Origin of the sequence: Aeromonas veronii (assembly GCA_041319085.1) — a bacterium.
Taxonomy (GTDB): Bacteria; Pseudomonadota; Gammaproteobacteria; order Enterobacterales; family Aeromonadaceae; genus Aeromonas; species Aeromonas veronii_F.
The window spans coordinates 1865063-1884657 of the sequence record CP101033.1; the positions used below are offsets into that span (position 1 = coordinate 1865063).

Consider the following 19595-nt stretch of genomic DNA (forward strand, 5'->3'; position numbering starts at 1 on the left):
ACAAAACGGGAGCCGATATGGCTCCCGTTTTAGTTGGCGTTATCTGTCGGGCTCGCCGCCAGCGTTGCAAAGCCTCACAGGCTATTGTTGGCCAGATCTGCCAGCAAACCATCGACCAGTTTCAGGCGCATGGCGCGATCCTGGGTCGGCACCTGGAAACGCAGCCGGGTCGGCCCGTCCATCTTGTAGACCCTTGGCTGGCTGGAGAGCAGCTTGACCAGATAGGCCGGATTGACCTTGGTCTCTTGCGTGAAGTCCAGATAGCCGCCACGCTCGCTCATCTCCACCCGGCGAATGCCAAGGGCAGTGGCACGTTGGCGGAAGGCGGCCAGCTCCAGCAGGGTTTTGGTCGCCTCCGGCAAGAGGCCAAAGCGGTCGATCAGCTCCACTTTCAGCTCGCGAAGCTCCTGCTCGTCTGCCGCGCTGGCGATCCGCTTGTACATGGAGAGGCGCATGTTGACGTCCGGAATATAGTCATCCGGCAGCAGCGCAGGCAGGCGCAGCTCCACCTCGGTGTGCTGGCTCATCAGCTGCTCCAGCGAGGGCTCCTTGCCATTTTTCAGCGCCTCGACCGCCTGCTCCAGCATCTCCATGTAGAGGGTGAAGCCGACCGATTCGATCTGGCCGCTCTGATCGTCGCCGAGCAGTTCGCCTGCGCCTCGGATCTCCAGATCGTGGGTCGCCAGCGCAAAACCGGCGCCGAGATCTTCGAGCGAGGCGATCGCCTCCAGCCGCTTGGCCGCATCCTTGGTCATTAGCTTGGGATGGGGGGTGAGCAGGTAGGCGTAGGCCTGATGGTGGGAGCGGCCAACCCGGCCCCGCAGCTGGTGCAGCTGGGCCAGACCGAGATGATCCGCCCGATCCATGATGATGGTGTTGGCGCTCGGCACGTCGATGCCGGTCTCGATGATGGTGGTACAGACCAGCAGGTTGAAGCGCTGGTGGTAGAAGTCCGACATGATCCGCTCAAGGTCGCGCTCGCGCATCTGGCCATGGGCGATGCCGATGCGTGCCTCCGGCACCAGCTCAGCCAGATCGGCGGCGCACTTCTCGATGCTCTCCACGTCGTTGTGCAGGTAGTAAACCTGACCACCACGCTTCAATTCCCGCAGCACCGCCTCGCGCACCACCGCCGGTTCGTGCTGGCGCACGAAGGTCTTGATGGCGAGCCGCTTGGCGGGTGGGGTGGCGATGATGGAGAGATCCCGCATGCCGGACATCGCCATGTTGAGGGTGCGCGGAATGGGGGTGGCGGTGAGGGTGAGGATATCCACGTCGGCCCGCAGTGTCTTGATCTTCTCCTTCTGGCGCACCCCGAATCTGTGCTCCTCATCAACGATGAGCAGCCCCAAGTCCTTGAAGGTGAGTTCGGAGCCGAGCAGCTTGTGGGTGCCGATGATGATATCCACCTTGCCCTCGGCCAGCTCTTTCATCACGGCATTTTGCTCTTTGGCGGAGCGGAAGCGACTCAGTACCTCGACCCGCACCGGCCAGTTGGCGAAGCGATCGCGGAAGTTGTCGTAGTGCTGCTGGGCCAGCAGGGTGGTGGGCACCAGCACGGCGACCTGCTTGCCGCCGTGCACGGCCACAAACGCCGCCCGCATCGCCACTTCGGTCTTGCCAAAACCCACGTCGCCGCACACCAGTCGGTCCATGCTCTTGGCCTGACACATATCGCCCAGCACCGCATTGATGGCGTTGAGCTGATCGTCGGTCTCCTCGAACGGGAAGCTGGCGGCAAACTGGCGATAGGCCTCTTTGTCGTGCTTGAAGGCAAAACCGTCGCGAGCGGCGCGATGAGCGTAGACATCCAGCAACTCGGCTGCCACGTCGCGCACCTTCTCTGCCGCCTTGCGCCGCGCCTTGCTCCAAGCCTCGCCGCCGAGTTTGTGGCTGGGCGGGTTATCAGAGCCGGTGTAGCGGCTGATAAGGTGCAAACTGGTGACCGGCACAAACAGCTTGTCGCCGCCGGCATATTCGAGGGTCAAAAACTCGGTGGGCAGGCCACCGGCATCGATAGTTTCGAGCCCCAGATAGCGGCCGACCCCGTGATCCAGATGGACCACCGGCTGACCCTGGGTCAGCTCGCCCAGGTTTCTGATCACCGCATCGGAGCTTAAGTTTTTGCTCTTCTCTCGCGCCCGTTTGCTGCGCACCTTGCCGCCCAGCAGTTCGGTCTCGGTGATCAGCGCCAATGGATCCTGACCGGCCTCCTGCCACAGGAAGCCACGCTCAAGCGGTGCAACCAGCAGGCCGTGACGATCCTGGCTCGCCATAAAGGCGCCGAGGGAGGAGAACTCCTTGGGTTGCAGCGAGATACGCGCCAGCAGATCGCCGAGCACCTCCCGCCGCCCTTCAGACTCCACCGCAAACAGGGTGCGCCCGGCAAAACCTTGCAGGAACTGGTTGAGCGCCAGCAGGGGTTGTTCCTTGCTGTGATCGAGTTGCAGGTCGGGCAGCGCCTCGATGGGCAGATCGTGCTGACCGGCATCGCCCGCAGTGGCGGCCTCTTGCAGCCGCACCGCGCCATATTGGCCAAGGGCGGCAAAGAGCTGCTCCACCGGCAGGTAGAGCTGCGCCGGGGGTAGCAGGGGGCGGGTGTTGTCCCAACGTCTGTCTTCATAGCGCTGGCCGATGTCGTTCCAGAAACGCTGGGCGGCGGGGTAGATATCCCCCACGGTGAGCAGCAGAGTCTCTTCCGGCAGATAGTCAAACAGGCTGGCGGTCTGGTTGAAGAAGAGCGGCAGATAATATTCGATGCCAGCGGGCCAGCGCCCCTTGCTCACCTCCTGATAGACGGAGCCCTCGGCCCGCGACAGTTCGAACTGCTCGCGAAACTGGCCGCGAAACAGCTCGATGGCCGCCTCGTCGGTGGGGAACTCCCGGGCAGGCAGCAGGCTGACCGTCTTGACCGGCTCGCTGGAGCGCTGGGTCTCCGGATCGAACGGGCGGATGGAGTCCACCTCGTCATCGAAGAAGTCGATGCGATAGGGGCTGTTGCTGCCCATCGGGAAGAGATCGAGCAGGGAGCCGCGGGCGGCAAATTCGCCGTGCTCCAACACCTGATCCACCGCCACGTAACCCGCTTCGGCCAGGCGGCCACGCAGCTGTTGCAGATTGAGGCGCTGACCGGCCTTCACCATCAGGCTGTATTTGTCGAGATAGACCCGGGGGGCACAGCGCAACATCAGGGTGGAGATGGGGACGATCAACACCCCCTTGCTCATCTGCGGCAGCTTGTAGAGGGTCTCGAGCCGCTGGGAGATGATGTCCTGATGAGGGGAGAAGGTGTCGTAGGGCAGGGTCTCCCAATCCGGGAACAGCAATACCGGCGCGGACTGATCGGCCTGCAGCTTGTTTGCCAGCAAATAGTGTAGCTCCTGCTCAAGGCGCAGGGCGCTCGGGGTATCGGCGGTGATAAGCAGTACCGGTCCCTTGGCTTCACTGGTGAGACGGGCTGCAATCAGCGAGAGGCTGCTGCCGACCAGCTGGCCGAGCGTGATCTTTTGGCCCGCTTTGGCGGGCAAGGCGGGGAGTGTCATTGGCATGGTTCGATTCTTTTAACGTTGACGTTATCTATCGCTGACGATCGCCGTGATTAGCGCTGACGCTCTTGGGCGCGCAGCTTGAGCTGTTTGGATTGTACATGCAGGCTGGCACGTACCAGCAGTTCACGGTCATCTTCGCGGATCCGCACATAGTCGAGCAGCACCTGGGTGCCATGTTCACCGCCGTCGAGCTGTTTGACCTGGCCATAGCAGTAGATGGCGGCTGCCTCTTCCCGCAGGAAGATCTTGAGGCGCACTATCTGGTGCAGGTGCGGTGCATCGCCGTGATCATGATAGGGGTGCAGGTAGGTGAGCTGGCCGGCACTGAACCGCAGGGTGTGGAAGCGCTGCTCGGGATGGTCCTGCACGGAGAGCACATAGCCCATGATCATGTCGATCTTGCGGGACTGCTGATTGACGATCTCGATCAGATCGTGCATCGACTCGTTCTGGTTGCGCAGCAGGCGAGTGGTCACCAGATCGATGGAGGTAATGGCCGAGGAGATCCGAAAGGGCTCCGGCAGCTCAGCGTCCAGCTCCGCCAGCGAGGGGAGGTGGAAGTCGGCCGGCATGGGGATTACATTGACCGGCGTGGCATGAGTGACGCTGAAGAACTGTTCCTGCATGGAGGCTATCCCTTGTTGTCATGGACGGTTTCCCTTTATTATCCGGTATCTTATTTTGTTGGCAACGTACATATCCTTGAAGACCGGACTTTTTCAGCCCCTTTCGCTGGCCATCGGCCTGCGTTATGCAGGCTCGAAGCGCAGCAATCGCTTCGTCTCATTTATCTCCCTGTTCTCTACCTTTGGCATCGCCATCGGGGTTGCCGCCCTGATGGTGGTCATTTCGGTGATGAACGGTTTCGAAGGACAGCTCAAGGGGCGCATCCTCGGGGTGATCCCACATGTGGTGGTGACCAATCAGGCTGGCCGCATTGATGCAAACCCGCAAGGGCTGCCGGACTTGGTCAAATTACCCCATGTGGTCGCCTCGGCCCCCATGCTCGACAGTGAAGGGATGCTGCAAAGCCCCGGCCAGCTGACCGGGGTGAGCGTGCAGGGGATCGACCCTGCGCAGTGGCCCAAGGATGACATTCTGCACTCCCAGATGCTGGGAGGACGCCTCGATACCCTGCAGGCCGGCCACTACCGCATCGTGCTGGGGCAGGGGGTGGCACGTCGCCTCGATGTCTCCATCGGCGATCAGGTTCGGCTGATCCTGACCGAAGGGACCCGCTTCACCCCGTTTGGCCGGGTACCGGCCCAGCGCCTCTTTACCGTCTCCGGCATCTTCGGGGTCGGCGCTGATGTGGATAACCAGATTGCGCTGATCGCGCTGGGGGATGCCCAGCGGCTGCTGCGCCTGCCGCCAGAAACCGTCGGTGGCATTCGCCTCTGGCTCGATGATCCGTTTGCGGCCGACGAGGTGATCAAGACGCCGCTGCCAGATGGCCTGCTGTGGCAGGATTGGCGCCGTGAGCGGGGCGAGCTGTTCCAGGCGGTCGCCATGGAGAAGCGGATGATGGGGCTGATGCTGGTACTGATCATCGCCGTTGCGACCTTCAACATCCTCTCCGCGCTGGTGATGGTGGTGACGGACAAGGAGGGCGAAGTGGCCATCCTGCGCACCATGGGCATGAGCGAATCGGGGATCGTCAAAATCTTCATGGTACTCGGCGCATCCAGCGGGGTGATTGGCGCCCTGTTTGGCGGACTGGCGGGCCTTGCGCTCTCCTTGGGTCTCAACCCCCTGCTCAATGCGGTCGGGCTCAACCTCTATATGGCGGCGGGCGGCAGTGGCCTGCCGGTGATTGTCGAGCCGGCTCAGGTCATCACCATTTTGCTGGGTGCCGTGCTGCTGAGCTTCAGTGCCACCCTCTATCCGGCGGCCCGCGCTGCGCGGGTGAAACCGGCCGAGGCGCTGCGTTATGAGTAATGCCGTGAATAATACATCTTCTGTTGTTACCTCCGGTGCGAGTACCGGCGTTGTTACTGGTGCCTTTGTGGTCACTGGCGTAAGTGGAGCCCCTGTTATGAATGAAGCCGTATCCCGTGAACCTCTGCTGCGCTGCCAGGCGCTCAATCATGTCTATAAAGAGGGTGAGCTGGAGAATCAGGTGCTCAAGGGGATCGATCTCTGTGTCGCGCCCGGTGAAATGCTGGCGGTGGTGGGGAGCTCGGGTTCCGGCAAGACCACTTTGCTGCATCTGATGGGGGCCCTCGACAATCCATCCAGCGGCGCCGTGCTGTTCAAGGGGGAGGATATCCACCATTGGGACAGCCGTACCCAGGCTCGCTTTCGCAATCAGGAGCTGGGTTTTGTCTATCAGTTCCACCACCTGCTCTCCGAGTTCAGTGCGCTGGAAAATGCGGCTATGCCGCTGCTCATCGGCGGTGAATCGGTAGCGGTCGCTACCGAGAAGGCGACCCGGATGCTGGGGCGGGTAGGGCTCTCCCATCGTCTAAACCACAGACCGTCTGAACTCTCCGGTGGTGAGCGCCAGCGGGTGGCCATCGCCCGTGCGCTGGTCAACGAACCGAGTCTGGTGCTGGCGGATGAGCCCACCGGCAATCTGGATCACGCCAGTGCCACCGCGGTGTACGAACTGCTGTGTGAACTGAACCGTGAACTGGGCACTGCGTTTGTGGTGGTGACCCACGATCTCAGCCTGGCGGCCAAGCTCCATCGCCGGGTCACGCTGGTGAGCGGCGTGATGGCGGAGGTTGCCTGATGTTCAAACCGCTGCCCCTTTTTCTGGGCCTGCGTTACAGCCGCTCCCGCCGTCGCAACGGGTTTATCGCTTTTATCTCTGCCTCTTCCCTGATCGGTATCGCCCTCGGGGTGATGGCGCTGATCCTGGGTCTCTCCGCCATGAACGGTTTCGAGCGTGAGCTCAAAGATCGGGTGCTCTCGGTCGTGCCGCAAGGTGAGTTGGACGCCGTCGAGCGGCCGCTGCCGGACTGGCCTCGTCTGCGCGACTACCTGCTGGCCCAGCCGGGTGTCGAGGCGGCCGCGCCGGTCATTCGCCTCAATGGCCTGCTGGAGCACGGCTCAGCCCTCAAGGGGGTGCAACTGCGCGCTGTGCTGCCCGAGCTGGAAGCCAATCTCTCCGATGCAAGCAAATACATGACGGGCCGCGGCCTGCGTGAGCTGCAGCCCGGCGAGCATGGGGTGATCCTCGGCAAGACCATCGCCGACAAGTTGGGCGTCAAGGTGGGGGACTCGGTCGCCCTGCTGCTCCCGCAAGGGGGCGATCAGGCCGGGATCAAGAATCCCCGACGCGAAGCCCTGACCGTGGTGGGGCTGCTGGAGATCGGCGGTCAGCTCGACGGTCTGCTCGGCTTTGTACATCTGGCCGATGCGCAAGCGATCACCGGTATGGATAGCGATGTGGAGGGCTTCAGCCTGCGGGTGAGCGATGTGCTCAAGGCGCAATCCATCACGGTAGCCGCCGCGCAGCAGTTTCCCCATCACGTCTATATCCGCAGTTGGATGAACAGCCAGGGTTACCTCTATCAGGACATCCAGATGGTGCGTACCGTCATGTATGTGGTGATGCTGATGGTGGTGGCCGTCGCCTGTTTCAACATCGTTTCCACCCTGGTGATGGCGGTGAACGAGAAGCGTAGCGAGATTGCCATCCTGAAAACCATGGGGGCGAGCCCCGGCCAGATCCGGCTCACCTTCGTTATTCAGGGGATGGTCAACGGTGTAGCCGGTGCCCTGCTTGGCGCCCTGCTGGGCGGGCTGCTCTCCAGCAAGCTGACCCAGATCCTGAGCGTTGTTGAAAAGCTCATCGGCCACCGCTTCCTCAATCCGGATATCTACTTCATCGACTTCCTGCCGACCGAGTTGCATATGCAGGATCTGCTTATCGTGACGGGTGCCGCCATCCTGATGAGTCTGGTGGCAACCCTCTATCCCGCCTGGCGGGCGAGCGGTCTGGTACCGTCCCGCGAGCTGGGTCACTGATGCGCGGCATCTGATCCAACGATAAAGAACGAAGGGCCCGCCGATGCAAACCGGCGGGCCCTGCTGTTTTCAGGTCGAGTGACATGGCTTAGTGAGCGTTGAGCTCATCGAGCGGCAGCGAGAAGCTGGCCACGAAGGTGTCGATAAAGTAGCGCATCTCATCGCTCATCCGGGCTTCCAGCATGGCTTCGAGGCGCTTGCGAGCCGGTTCAAACTCCCGGTTGCCTGCATTGATCTCCTCCAGACACTTGGTATAGGCGCAGAGGGTGTCGGCATCCTTGACCAGTCTGGCCAGCTCCTCATCCTGCGTGCCCGATTGTACGCGAGAGTCGAGCAGCGGGCGAAAATCCTCCACCAGTTCCGGCGGCAGCATGGCGAGCAAGCGCTGCTCGGCGGCCAGCTCTATCTTCTTGTACTCGCGGGCTATTTCGGGGTTGAAGTATTTGACCGGGGTGGGCAGATCGCCGGTCAGCACCTCGCTGCTGTCGTGATAGAGCGCCATTACGGCGGCACGGTCGGCATTCACGCTGCCGCCAAACAGCCGGTTTTTGATGATGCCGAGGGCATGAGCCACCATGGCCACCTGCAGGCTGTGCTCGGCGATGTTTTCCGGCTGGATGTTGCGCATCAGGGGCCAGCGGTAGATGAGTTTCATGCGGGCGAGATTGGCGAAAAAGTGGCTGGGTAACATGATGGCCTCAACGAAAGAAAATAGAAAAGGGCAGACCCTAGTCTGCCCTTTTTTTCGTTGCAGGGCAGCGTCTGCCTGCGCATTTCCCGCAGTTAGCGGATATAGCGGCCCGATTCCGCCTCCTGGTTGGTCACAATCATCTGGCCGATAGGAGCCAGGCTGATGAGTGCCAGCTTGAGGTGCTGGATACCGAACGGGATACCGATAATGGTCACGAAGCAGGCCAGCGCGGAAGCGATGTGGCCGATGGCCAGCCAGATACCGATCAGCACGAACCAGAGGATGTTGCCAATCAGCCCCAGAGTGCCGGTGCCGATATCGCTCTGACCGGTCATGGTCTTGCGATTGACCGCCTGCTTGCCAAACGGGAAGAAAGTAAAGATGCCGATCACGAAGCAGGCTCGTCCCCAGGGGATGCCGACCAGCGAGATAAAGCAGATAAGACCGGCTAGCCACCAGGCCAGGCCCATAAAGACACCTCCCAGTACAAACCAGAGCAGATTGAACAAGAAGCGGAAAAAGGCCATATGAGTGACTCCAGATACATCAATTTGGTTGCCACCATAACGAGGGAGGGGTAGGGACGCAATGGTTGATTGGCCCAATCGTCATTTGGCTGGACAAATTAAGTCGCCGCCCGCAACGGTGGCCTGTTTTGCGGCGAAATATGGGCAACAAAGCGGCGTTCGGATGAAAAAAGGTGAGCAAACGCAAAATTATCGTCATCGGATGGTTGAAGTCGGGTGCCTCTCTCCCCATATAAAGGGCAGTTTTGCACGAATTGTGCTTGCACGCCGCTCAATGTGGGGGATGTGTGGCTCGACTCGACCAAAGTGCGCCGCTATAATGCCGCGTCATATTTTCTCATCACAAAGACATATTGTTGTCTTTATAAACAGGAAGACTCCGGGCTTTGCCCAGGGGCAATAAGGGTCAGCACACAGTGCTGAGTTGAACGAGGTAGAAGAATGCAAGTTTCTGTAGAGACAACCCAGGGTCTGGAACGCCGTCTTACCATCACTGTACCGGCCGCTACCGTAGACGCCGCTGTGCGTAAAGAATTGAATGGCCTGGCCAAAACTCGTCGTATCGACGGTTTCCGTCCTGGCAAGGCTCCGGTTGCCATCATCAAGAAGATGTTCGGCGCCATGGCTCACGCCCGCGTTGCTGATGAAATGATGCAAAGCAACTTCATCAAAGCGATCATCGAAAACAAACTGAGCCCGGCCGGTGCCCCGACCATGGATCCGAAAGAGATCCAGGAAGGTCAGGATTTCGAATTCACCGCCACGTTCGAAGTGTACCCGGAGTTCGAAGTTGCAGGTCTCGAGACCATCAAGGTCGAGAAGCCGGTTGCGACCGTGAAGGATGAGGATCTGGCCAACATGATCGACACCCTGCGCAAGCAGCACGCTACTTGGGCTGATGCCGATGTTGCCGCTGCCAATGGCATGCGTGTGACCCTGGACTTCGTTGGTTCCATCGATGGTGAAGAGTTCGACGGCGGCAAAGCTGAAGGCTTCAACCTGGTACTGGGCGCTGGCCGCATGATCCCGGGCTTCGAAGACGCCATCATGGGCAAGAAAGCGGGCGACGAGTTCACCATCGAAGTGACCTTCCCGGCTGACTACCACGCTGAAAACCTGAAAGGCAAAGAGGCCAAGTTCGCTTCCAAGCTGATCAAGGTTGAAGAGCAGATCCTGCCTGAGCTGACCGAAGAGTTCGTCAAGCGTTTCGGTATCGAAAGCGGTTCTGTTGAAGAGCTGAAAGCCGAAGTGCGCAAGAACATGGAGCGCGAACTGGCTCAAGCCCTGAAAAACAGCGTGAAAGAGCAGGTTCTGAACGGTCTGGTTGAAGCCAACCAAATCGATCTGCCGAAAGCAGCTGTTGCTCAAGAGATCGACGCTCTGCGTCAGCAGGCTCTGCAGCGTTTCGGCGGCTTCCAGGGCGGCAACGCTCCCGAGCTGCCGGCTGAACTGTTCCAGGCTCAAGCCGAGCGTCGTGTACGCGTAGGCCTGCTGCTGGGCGACGTGATCCGTACCAACGAGATCAAGGCTGACGATGCCCGCGTAACCAGCATCATCGAGTCCATGGCGACTGCCTACGAAGATCCTAAGGAAGTGATCGAGTACTACCAGAAGAACGAGCAGATGCTGAACGGCGTTCGTAACCTGGCAGTAGAAGATCAAGCCATCGACCTGATCCTGTCCAAAGCGCAAGTGACTGAAAAAGAAGTTGCCTTTGACGAAGTGATCAACAAGTCTGGCGCCGCTGCCTAAGAACATTTGACTTAAGGTCAAGACTGTTAAGTATAATGGCTCGTGTGATCTCCACTCGGGCCATTTTATTTTAGGGACAATGCCTTATGTATAAAAACTATAACGATGTAACTGAATCCCCGCGCAATGCACTCATCCCGATGGTGGTAGAGCAAACTGCAAAAGGGGAGCGTTCCTACGACATTTATTCCCGTCTGCTGAAAGAGCGGGTGATCTTCCTGACCGGTCAGGTTGAAGATCAGATGGCCAATCTGGTGGTTGCCCAACTGCTGTTCCTCGAGTCGGAGAACCCGGACAAGGACATCTATATCTACATCAACTCGCCAGGTGGTTCGGTGACTGCAGGCATGTCTATCTATGACACCATGCAGTTCATCAAGCCGGATGTCAGTACCGTCTGCATGGGGCAAGCCTGCTCCATGGGCGCCTTCCTGCTGGCTGGTGGCGCCAAGGGCAAGCGTTTCTGCCTGCCGAACGCTCGCGTGATGATCCACCAGCCGCTGGGTGGCTTCCAGGGTCAGGCATCTGATATCCAGATCCACGCCCAGGAGATCCTGAAGATCAAAAATACCCTGAACGAGCGCCTGGCGTTCCACACCGGTCAGGACATGGCTACTATCGAGCGTGACACCGATCGTGACAACTTCATGTCCGCCGAGCAGGCCGTGGCCTATGGTCTGGTAGACGGTGTCCTGAGCCAGCGTAGCTGAGCAGGGTGTCCCGGTCTGTTGTAAACTCAACAGGCCGATCCATCCTCTATTGATAAAACGAGGTTGCTGAATGACAGAAAAACGCAAGGGTGAGGGTGATAAGCTGCTCTACTGCTCTTTTTGCGGCAAAAGCCAGCATGAAGTGCGCAAGCTGATCGCTGGCCCTTCCGTCTACATATGTGATGAGTGTGTCGAGCTGTGCAACGACATCATCCGCGAAGAGATCCGCGAGATCTCGCCCAAGCGCGATGGTAACGAGCTGCCGACCCCTCATCAGATCCGCGCTCATCTCGATGACTATGTGATCGGGCAGGAGTACGCCAAGAAGGTGTTGGCCGTTGCCGTCTACAACCACTACAAGCGTCTGCGCAACAGCGGCGAAAACAGTGGTGTGGAGCTGGGCAAATCCAACATTCTGCTAATTGGCCCGACCGGTAGCGGCAAGACCCTGCTGGCCGAGACCCTGGCTCGTCTGCTGGATGTGCCGTTCACCATGGCCGATGCGACCACCCTGACCGAAGCCGGTTATGTGGGCGAGGACGTGGAGAACATCATCCAGAAGCTGCTGCAAAAGTGCGACTACGACGTAGAGAAGGCCCAGCGTGGCATCGTCTACATCGACGAGATCGACAAGATCTCCCGCAAGTCGGACAACCCCTCCATCACCCGCGATGTCTCCGGGGAAGGGGTACAGCAGGCACTGCTCAAGCTGATCGAAGGGACCATCGCTTCCGTACCGCCGCAAGGTGGCCGCAAGCATCCGCAGCAGGAGTTCTTGCAGGTTGATACCTCCAAGATCCTCTTCATCTGTGGCGGTGCCTTTGCCGGTCTGGACAAGGTGATCGAGCAGCGTTCCGTGAAGGGAACCGGTATCGGTTTTGGCGCCGAGGTGAAATCCAAGGATGCCAAGGCCACCCTGAGCGAGACCTTCGCCAAGGTAGAGCCGGAAGATCTGATCAAATATGGTCTGATCCCCGAGTTCATCGGCCGTCTGCCGGTGGTCGCGACCCTGACCGAGCTGGACGAATCCGCGCTTATCCAGATCCTGAAAGAGCCGAAAAACGCGCTGACCAAACAGTACGCTGCGTTGTTCGACCTGGAAGGGGTTGAGCTCGAGTTCCGTGAAGATGCGCTCAACGCCATTGCCCGCAAGGCGATGGAGCGTAAAACCGGTGCTCGTGGTCTGCGTTCCATCGTGGAAGCTGTGCTGCTCGATACCATGTATGACCTGCCTTCTCTGGAAGGGGTCAGCAAGGTGGTGATCGACGAGACCGTGATCAAAGGGGACTCCGCGCCCTTGATGATCTACGAAAATCCCGAGACCCAGGCTGCTGCATCAGAATAACTGTCTGATTTTTAATCAAATGGAAGGGGCTTTTTGCCCCTTTCATGCTTTTTACGGTTTCGGCGATTGAATCTCATCTCTGCGCCCCCATATACTCAGCCAAGCGCTTTGCCAACGGTATAACAAGCCGAGAGGACATATATGAACCTAGAGCGTTCAGAACGCATCGAGATTCCCGTCCTGCCTCTTCGTGACGTGGTGGTTTACCCCCACATGGTCATTCCACTCTTTGTGGGGCGGGAAAAATCTATTCGCTGTCTGGAAGCGGCCATGGAACAGGACAAGAAAGTTCTGCTGGTGGCCCAGAAGGATGCGTCAACCGATGAGCCGACGGTGGAGGAGATCTTCTCCGTCGGGACAGTGGCCAATATTCTACAGATGCTCAAGCTGCCCGATGGCACCGTCAAGGTGCTGGTGGAAGGGGGTCAGCGTGCCCGTCTTGAGCGGATGATCGACGACCGGGACTTCTTCGTTGGCGAGGCGCAGTACATTGCCTCCAATGCGATTGAGGAGAAGGACCAGGATGTGCTGGTGCGCTCCGCCATCGGTCAGTTTGAAGGCTACATCAAGCTCAACAAGAAGATCCCGCCCGAGGTGTTGACCTCGATCTCGGCGATCGACGATGCGGCGCGTCTGGCCGATACCATGGCGGCCCACATGCCGCTCAAGCTGGAAGACAAGCAGAAGGTGCTGGAGATTGTCTCTGTCTCCGAGCGCATCGAGTTTCTAATGGCGATGATGGAGTCGGAGATTGACCTGCTGCAGGTTGAGAAGCGCATCCGTACTCGCGTCAAGAAGCAGATGGAGAAGAGCCAGCGCGAGTATTACCTCAACGAGCAGATGAAGGCCATCCAGAAAGAGCTGGGTGAGCTGGAAGATAGCCCGGACGAGTTTGAAGCCCTCCATCGCAAGATTGAAGAGGCTGGCATGCCGGAAGATGCCCGTGAAAAGGCCCAGGCCGAGCTTGCCAAGCTGAAAATGATGTCGCCCATGTCCGCCGAGGCCACCGTGGTGCGCAGCTATGTGGACTGGATGGTACAGGTGCCGTGGAAGGCGCGCTCCAAGGTCAAGAAAGACCTTGGCAAGGCGCAAGAGGTACTGGACGCCGATCACTATGGCCTTGAGAAGGTCAAGGATCGCATCCTCGAATATCTGGCGGTACAGGCGCGGGTGAACAAGCTCAAGGGCCCCATCCTCTGTCTGGTTGGGCCTCCCGGTGTGGGCAAGACCTCGTTGGGCCAATCCATCGCCAAGGCGACCGGCCGCAAATATGTGCGGATGGCCCTCGGTGGCGTGCGTGACGAAGCGGAGATCCGCGGTCACCGCCGGACCTATATCGGTTCCATGCCTGGCAAGCTCATCCAGAAGATGGCGAAAGTCGGCGTGAAGAACCCGCTGTTCCTGCTCGATGAGATCGACAAGATGAGCTCGGACATGCGCGGCGATCCCGCATCTGCCCTGCTGGAAGTGCTGGATCCGGAACAGAACAACAGCTTCAACGATCACTATCTGGAAGTGGATTATGACCTGTCGGACGTGATGTTCGTGGCTACCTCCAACTCCATGAACATCCCAGGTCCGTTGCTGGACCGGATGGAAGTGATCCGTCTCTCCGGTTACACCGAAGATGAGAAGCTCAACATTGCCAAGCAGCATCTGGTGGCCAAGCAGATCCAGCGCAACGGCCTGAAAGAGTCCGAGATCACCATCGAAGATTCTGCCCTGGTCGGGGTGATCCGCTACTACACCCGCGAGGCGGGGGTGCGGAGTCTGGAGCGCGAGATCTCCAAGATTTGTCGCAAGGCAGTCAAGCGCATCCTGCTGGACAAGAACATCAAGCATGTTCAGGTCAATCAGGCCAACCTCAAGGAGTTCCTCGGGGTGCAGCGTTTCGATTACGGCAAGGCCACCGACCAGAACCAAGTGGGTCAGGTGTGTGGTCTGGCGTGGACCGAAGTGGGGGGCGATCTGCTCACCATCGAGACCACCAACATGCCGGGCAAAGGCAAGCTCACTTATACCGGTTCCCTCGGTGACGTGATGCAGGAGTCCATCCAGGCGGCCATGACGGTCGTACGGGCCCGTGCCGAGAAGCTGCGCATCAACGCCGACTTCTACGAGAAGCGCGATATCCACGTGCACGTACCGGAAGGGGCCACCCCGAAAGATGGTCCGAGCGCCGGTATCGCCATGTGTACCGCCCTGGTCTCCAGCTTGACCGGTAATCCGGTTCGCGCTGATGTGGCGATGACAGGGGAGATCACCCTGCGTGGCGAAGTGCTGCCCATCGGAGGTCTCAAGGAGAAGTTGCTGGCAGCCCATCGTGGCGGCATCAAGCGAGTGCTTATTCCGAAAGAGAACGAGCGTGACCTTGAGGAGATCCCGGCAAACGTCAAACAAGACCTTGAAATTTATCCGGTTCGCTGGATTGACGAGGTGCTGGAATTGGCGTTGCAGGACAATCCGCAGGGGTTTGAACGCGTTTCTGTCGTGTAAATGTTGATGCGCCGCAAATTTGGCGCATTCGGCGGGTGGTTAAGGCTTGCATGCGTCCGATATCGGAAGTAGCCTTGACCACCGTTCGGGTACTCGTGATGAGTCGCAATGCGTTGTGTGGCGCGGGTTTGCGCCAGATTGTTACTTGCAACTGATCAGGAGGCTTGCTATAAAACCTCCACTTGTTGTGGCCAGGGAAATCAGCGCCGCAGCGATGTTCGATAAAAGGGGAATATAAGAGTGAATAAATCTCAACTGATTGACAAGATTGCAGACGGTGCCGATATATCCAAAGCTGCCGCTGGCCGTGCGTTGGATGCCTTCATTGATGCTGTTGGTGAAGCGCTGAAAGAGGGTGACCAGGTTGCTCTGGTTGGTTTCGGTACTTTCGCCGTGCGCGAGCGTGCAGCCCGTTCAGGCCGTAACCCGCAGACTGGTGCGACCATCGAAATCGCTGCTGGTAAAGTTCCTGCCTTCAAAGCCGGTAAGGCCCTGAAAGACGCTGTTAACTAAGTCGGGCGCTGATATCCGTCGGCTACCGTCCTTGGTCGCAGACCAGACAAGTTAGAGAGTCTTCTCTCATACTGATTGACCAAGGCGCATCGCAATCGGTGCGCCTTTTTATTATTTACGCCCATCGAGTTCGGGAGCATAAGTACAAACATGATGTTGGATAAACTACGCGAAGGGGCGCAGGGCAAGGTAGCCAAGGTTATTTTGGGTCTGATCATCCTCTCCTTTGCCTTGGCTGGTGTAGGTAGTTACCTGAACGGCCCGGCCCGTACCGCCCCCGCTACCGTCAATGGCACCGAGATCAGTGCTGCCGCACTGGAAAATGCCTACCGTAACGAGCGGGCCCGCATGGAATCCCAGATGGGAGAGGCATTCAGCCAGCTGGCCGCGAACCCCGATTACATGAAACAGTTCCGCCGTGGCGTGCTGGATCGGCTGATCGATCAAGCGTTGCTGGATAGCAAGGCCCGTGAACTGGGTCTGCGCATCAGCGACGAGCAGATCAAGCAAGCCATCGTGGCCATGCCCGAGTTTGCCGAGAACGGCAAGTTCAACAATGACCGCTACCTGCAGCTCATTCGTCGTGCCGGCATGACGCCCGAAATGTTCCGTGACTCTCTGCGTCAGGACATGGTGCGTCAACAGCTGATGGGCGCCCTGATGGGCACCGAATTCGCCCTCAAGGGTGAAGCGGAGCAGCTCGACAAGCTCTACAACCAGACTCGCGATCTGCGTCTGGTGCGTCTGGCTGCCGCCAACTATGTGGATGATGTTCAGGTCTCCGACAACGAGCTGGAACAGTACTACAAGACCAATGGCGCCCGTTTCATGAACGATGAGCAGGTCAAGGTCGACTATCTGCTGCTGGACGCCGCCAACCTTGCCAAAGATATCAAGGTCACCGAGCAGGATGCCCAGGATTACTACGATCAGCACCAGGATCTGTTCCAGCGTGCCGAGCGTCGTCATGTGGCTCATATCCTGATCCCGTTTGGCAAGGACGAGAAAGCGGCCGAGCAGAAAGCAGAAGCCGTGCTGGCCAAAGCCAAGGCGGGTGATGATTTCGCTGCGCTGGCCAAGGCTGACTCTTCCGATACCTTCTCTGCCAAAAAAGGCGGCGAGCTCGACTGGTTCGAGAAAGGGGTGATGGATCCGGCCTTCGAGAAAGCCGCGTTTGCCCTGAACAAGGCCGGCGACCTCTCCACTGTGGTGAAGAGCCCGTTCGGTTTCCACATCATCAAGCTGTTGGGTATTGAAGCTGCCCAGACCAAGCCGTTTGCCGATGTGAAGGAAGAGACCATCACCCGTCTGCAAGCTGACAAGGCCAAGGAGCTGTTCTTCGCTGAGCAGCAGAAGATGGCTGACAGCAGCTTCGAAAACCCGGACTCGCTGGACTTGACCGCCGAGGCCATGGGGATGAAGGTACAATCTTCCGATTACTTCACCCAGGCGAGCGCTCCCGCTCCGCTGAACGATCCCAAGGTGCTCTCCGTGGTGTTTTCTGAGCAACTGCGCGATAACAACACCAACTCCGATGTGATCGAGCTGGCGGATGGCAAGGCGCTGGTGCTGCACATCACCGGTCACCAGCCGAAGGCCGTCAAGCCGTTGGCTGAAGTGAAAGAGCAGGTGATTGCCGCCATCAAGCATGACAAGGCCGGTGAAGTGGCCCGTGGCAAGGCTCAGGGCCTGCTGGACAAGCTGAAGGTCGGTGAGAGCATCACTGCCGATCTGGATGCACTCGGTCTGAAAGTGGAGAGCCACAAAGGGGTTGCCCGCTTCGATCGCGAACTGGATCAGAACCTGATTGCCCAGGCGTTCACACTGCCCCATCCGATCGACGGCAAGCCGAGCGTGGCACTGGTTGCCGAGACCAATGGTGACCGCGTGGTGGTTGCACTGGACAAGGTTAACGTCCCGGCCGCCGCATCCGGCATGGCCGCTATGCTGCAAGGTCAGCTGGGTCAGGGCAAAGCTCAGGTGAGCTACAAGTCGCTGATCGACGAGCTGCGCAAAGCGGCCAAGATCGAGTACTTCACCAGTGTGGAAGCGACCGTCGAGTAATCGGCACTGCGCAATCCATTGAAAACGGCTCCTTGATGGAGCCGTTTTTTTATCTGTGGGGGCGGGGGATACTCAAGCTCTGCGCTCTGCGCTCTGCGCTCTGCGCTCTGCTCTTTACTGTTTCTGCTTTGCTCTGTGGCTTGCTGTGGCCGTTCCTGGGTCATACGCCATATCCGTCGTCATAAAAAACGGGATATAAAAAAACCGGCACATAGGTGCCGGTTTGTCATTGCTAGCGTGTGCAGAGCAGCGGTTAAACCACGCCCTGGGTGCGCAGGTAATCCTCGTAGGTACCGCCGAAGTCGCGGATACCGTCTTCGCTCAGCTCCAGGATGCGGGTCGCCAGGGAGGAGACGAATTCGCGGTCGTGGGAGACGAAGATCAGGGTGCCCTTGTACATCTCGAGGGCCAGGTTCAAGGATTCGATAGATTCCATGTCCAGGTGGTTGGTCGGCTCATCCATGATCAGGATGTTGGGGCGCTGCATCATCAGCTTGCCGAACAGCATGCGGCCCTGCTCACCACCGGAGAGTACCTTGACCGGCTTTTTGATATCGTCCTGAGTGAACAGCAGACGACCGAGGATAGAGCGAACCGCCTGCTCATCTTCGTTCTCCTGTTTCCACTGGGCCATCCAGTCAAACACATTGAGATCGGTGTTGAAGTCTTCGGCGTGATCCTGGGCGTAGTAGCCGATCTGGGCATTCTCGGACCACTTGATGGTGCCGGTATCCGGCGCCAACTCTCCGACCAGGGTCTTGATCAGGGTCGATTTACCGATACCGTTGGTACCCAGAATGGCGACCTTCTCGCCCACTTCCAGCATCATGTTGAGGCCCTTGAACAGGGGCGCCTCACCGTAGCCTTTGGATACCCCTTCGATTTCCAGGATGTTGCGGTAGAGCTTCTTCTCCTGCTCGAAGCGGATGAAGGGGTTCTGACGGCTGGAGACCTTCACTTCCTCAATCTTGATCTTGTCGATCTGCTTGAGGCGGGAGGTTGCCTGGCTGGACTTGGATGCGTTGGCACTGAAACGGGAGACGAAGGATTGCAGATCGGCGATCTGGGCCTTCTTCTTGGCGTTGTCGGCCAGCAGACGCTCGCGCGCCTGGGTGGCGGCCAGCATGTAGTCATCATAGTTGCCCGGATAGACGCGCAGCTCGCCGTAGTCCAGATCCGCCATGTGAGTACAGACGGAGTTCAGGAAGTGACGGTCGTGAGAGATGATGATCATGGTGCTTTCACGATCGTTGAGCACCTGCTCCAGCCAGCGGATGGTGTTGATATCCAGGTTGTTGGTCGGTTCGTCCAGCAGCAGGATATCGGGGTTGGAGAACAGCGCTTGTGCCAGCAGCACCCGCAGTTTCCAGCCCGGGGCCACTTCACTCATCGGGCCGTTGTGCTGTTCGATAGGAATACCGGCACCCAGCAGCAACTGACCGGCACGCGCTTCGGCGGTGTAGCCGTCATACTCGGCGACCAGCCCTTCCAGCTCGGCAGCCTTCATGTAGTCGTCATCGGTCGCTTCGAGGTTTGCGTAGATGGCATCGCGTTCGGCAATGGCCGCCCACAGCTCGGTGTGACCCATCATGACCACGTCCAGGACACGGGTATCTTCGTAGGCGAACTGATCCTGGCGCAGCTTACCGATGCGCTCATTGACGTCCAGGCTCACATTACCGCCGCTGGGCTCAAGATCGCCGCCGAGGATCTTCATAAAGGTGGACTTGCCACAGCCGTTGGCGCCAATAAGGCCATAGCGGTTGCCGCCGCCAAACTTGACGTTGATGTTCTCGAACAGCGGCTTGGCGCCGAATTGCATGGTGATGTTATTGCTGCTTAACAAGATGAGTGTCCCGGTTGGTCTGTCAAATGGCGCGCATTATGGCACAGATCCCCAAAAAATTTTAGCAAGAACTGTGATCTGGATCGGTCAGCAGTGTATTTGGCCATTGAGGGATCAGCCATGAAAAA

The 19595-nt window shown here is 58.8% G+C and carries 14 protein-coding genes; 9 read left to right on the top strand and 5 right to left on the bottom strand.

The window, feature by feature from the left end; genetic code table 11:
* Nucleotides 1-74: 74 nt before the first annotated feature.
* Both mfd and NMD14_08960 read right to left on the bottom strand, forming a co-directional pair.
* The gene (mfd, locus tag NMD14_08955; protein XEI34740.1) at nucleotides 75-3542 is read right to left on the bottom strand and encodes a transcription-repair coupling factor; all 3468 of its coding nucleotides are present in this window, start codon (nucleotides 3540-3542) and stop codon (nucleotides 75-77) included.
* Nucleotides 3543-3598: 56 nt separating this feature from the next.
* Nucleotides 3599-4174, bottom strand: coding sequence for a PilZ domain-containing protein (locus NMD14_08960; GenBank protein ID XEI34487.1), 576 nt, complete (start codon nucleotides 4172-4174; stop codon nucleotides 3599-3601).
* A 76-nt stretch (nucleotides 4175-4250) separates the two neighbouring features.
* On the opposite strand from NMD14_08960, the gene NMD14_08965 reads away from it, so the two are divergent.
* The 3 genes from NMD14_08965 (at nucleotide 4251) to lolE (ending at nucleotide 7523) form a co-directional block, all read left to right on the top strand.
* Nucleotides 4251-5486, top strand: a complete 1236-nt coding sequence (locus tag NMD14_08965) for a lipoprotein-releasing ABC transporter permease subunit (protein ID XEI34488.1) — start codon at nucleotides 4251-4253, stop codon at nucleotides 5484-5486.
* Between the two features lie 97 nt (nucleotides 5487-5583).
* Complete coding sequence (gene lolD / locus NMD14_08970; protein ID XEI34489.1) at nucleotides 5584-6282, top strand: lipoprotein-releasing ABC transporter ATP-binding protein LolD; 699 nt, start codon at nucleotides 5584-5586, stop codon at nucleotides 6280-6282.
* Nucleotides 6282-7523, top strand: a complete 1242-nt coding sequence (lolE, locus tag NMD14_08975) for a lipoprotein-releasing ABC transporter permease subunit LolE (protein XEI34490.1) — start codon at nucleotides 6282-6284, stop codon at nucleotides 7521-7523. The genes lolD and lolE overlap by 1 nt, the downstream gene beginning before the upstream one ends.
* Before the next feature lie 88 nt (nucleotides 7524-7611).
* On the opposite strand, the gene yfbR is transcribed toward lolE, so the two are convergent.
* Nucleotides 7612-8214: a 5'-deoxynucleotidase gene (gene yfbR / locus NMD14_08980; GenBank protein XEI34491.1), complete on the bottom strand. Its 603-nt coding sequence runs from the start codon at nucleotides 8212-8214 to the stop codon at nucleotides 7612-7614.
* A 92-nt stretch (nucleotides 8215-8306) separates the two neighbouring features.
* On the bottom strand, nucleotides 8307-8741 hold the full coding sequence (locus NMD14_08985) for a YccF domain-containing protein (GenBank protein ID XEI34492.1): 435 nt from the start codon (nucleotides 8739-8741) through the stop codon (nucleotides 8307-8309).
* Between the two features lie 441 nt (nucleotides 8742-9182).
* Here NMD14_08985 and tig point away from each other — a divergent pair, with 441 nt between their 5' ends.
* The 6 genes from tig (at nucleotide 9183) to ppiD (ending at nucleotide 17621) form a co-directional block, all read left to right on the top strand.
* Nucleotides 9183-10493, top strand: coding sequence for a trigger factor (gene tig / locus NMD14_08990; GenBank protein XEI34493.1), 1311 nt, complete (start codon nucleotides 9183-9185; stop codon nucleotides 10491-10493).
* A gap of 86 nt (nucleotides 10494-10579) precedes the next feature.
* A complete protein-coding gene (gene clpP / locus NMD14_08995) occupies nucleotides 10580-11203 on the top strand; it encodes an ATP-dependent Clp endopeptidase proteolytic subunit ClpP (GenBank protein ID XEI34494.1) in 624 nt (207 codons plus the stop codon).
* Between the two features lie 70 nt (nucleotides 11204-11273).
* Complete coding sequence (clpX, locus tag NMD14_09000) at nucleotides 11274-12548, top strand: ATP-dependent protease ATP-binding subunit ClpX (GenBank protein XEI34495.1); 1275 nt, start codon at nucleotides 11274-11276, stop codon at nucleotides 12546-12548.
* A 141-nt stretch (nucleotides 12549-12689) separates the two neighbouring features.
* Nucleotides 12690-15044 carry an endopeptidase La gene (gene lon, locus NMD14_09005; GenBank protein XEI34496.1) on the top strand — a complete coding sequence of 785 codons (2355 nt, stop codon included), beginning with the start codon at nucleotides 12690-12692 and terminating at the stop codon, nucleotides 15042-15044.
* A gap of 240 nt (nucleotides 15045-15284) precedes the next feature.
* On the top strand, nucleotides 15285-15557 hold the full coding sequence (gene hupB / locus NMD14_09010; GenBank protein ID XEI34497.1) for a DNA-binding protein HU-beta: 273 nt from the start codon (nucleotides 15285-15287) through the stop codon (nucleotides 15555-15557).
* 150 nt (nucleotides 15558-15707) lie between these two features.
* Nucleotides 15708-17621, top strand: coding sequence for a peptidylprolyl isomerase (gene ppiD / locus NMD14_09015; protein XEI34498.1), 1914 nt, complete (start codon nucleotides 15708-15710; stop codon nucleotides 17619-17621).
* Between the two features lie 253 nt (nucleotides 17622-17874).
* Here the strand turns inward: ppiD and NMD14_09020 are convergent, their stop codons facing one another.
* Entirely contained in the window at nucleotides 17875-19467 is a 1593-nt protein-coding gene (locus NMD14_09020; protein ID XEI34499.1) for an ABC-F family ATPase, read from the bottom strand.
* Nucleotides 19468-19595: the final 128 nt, after the last annotated feature.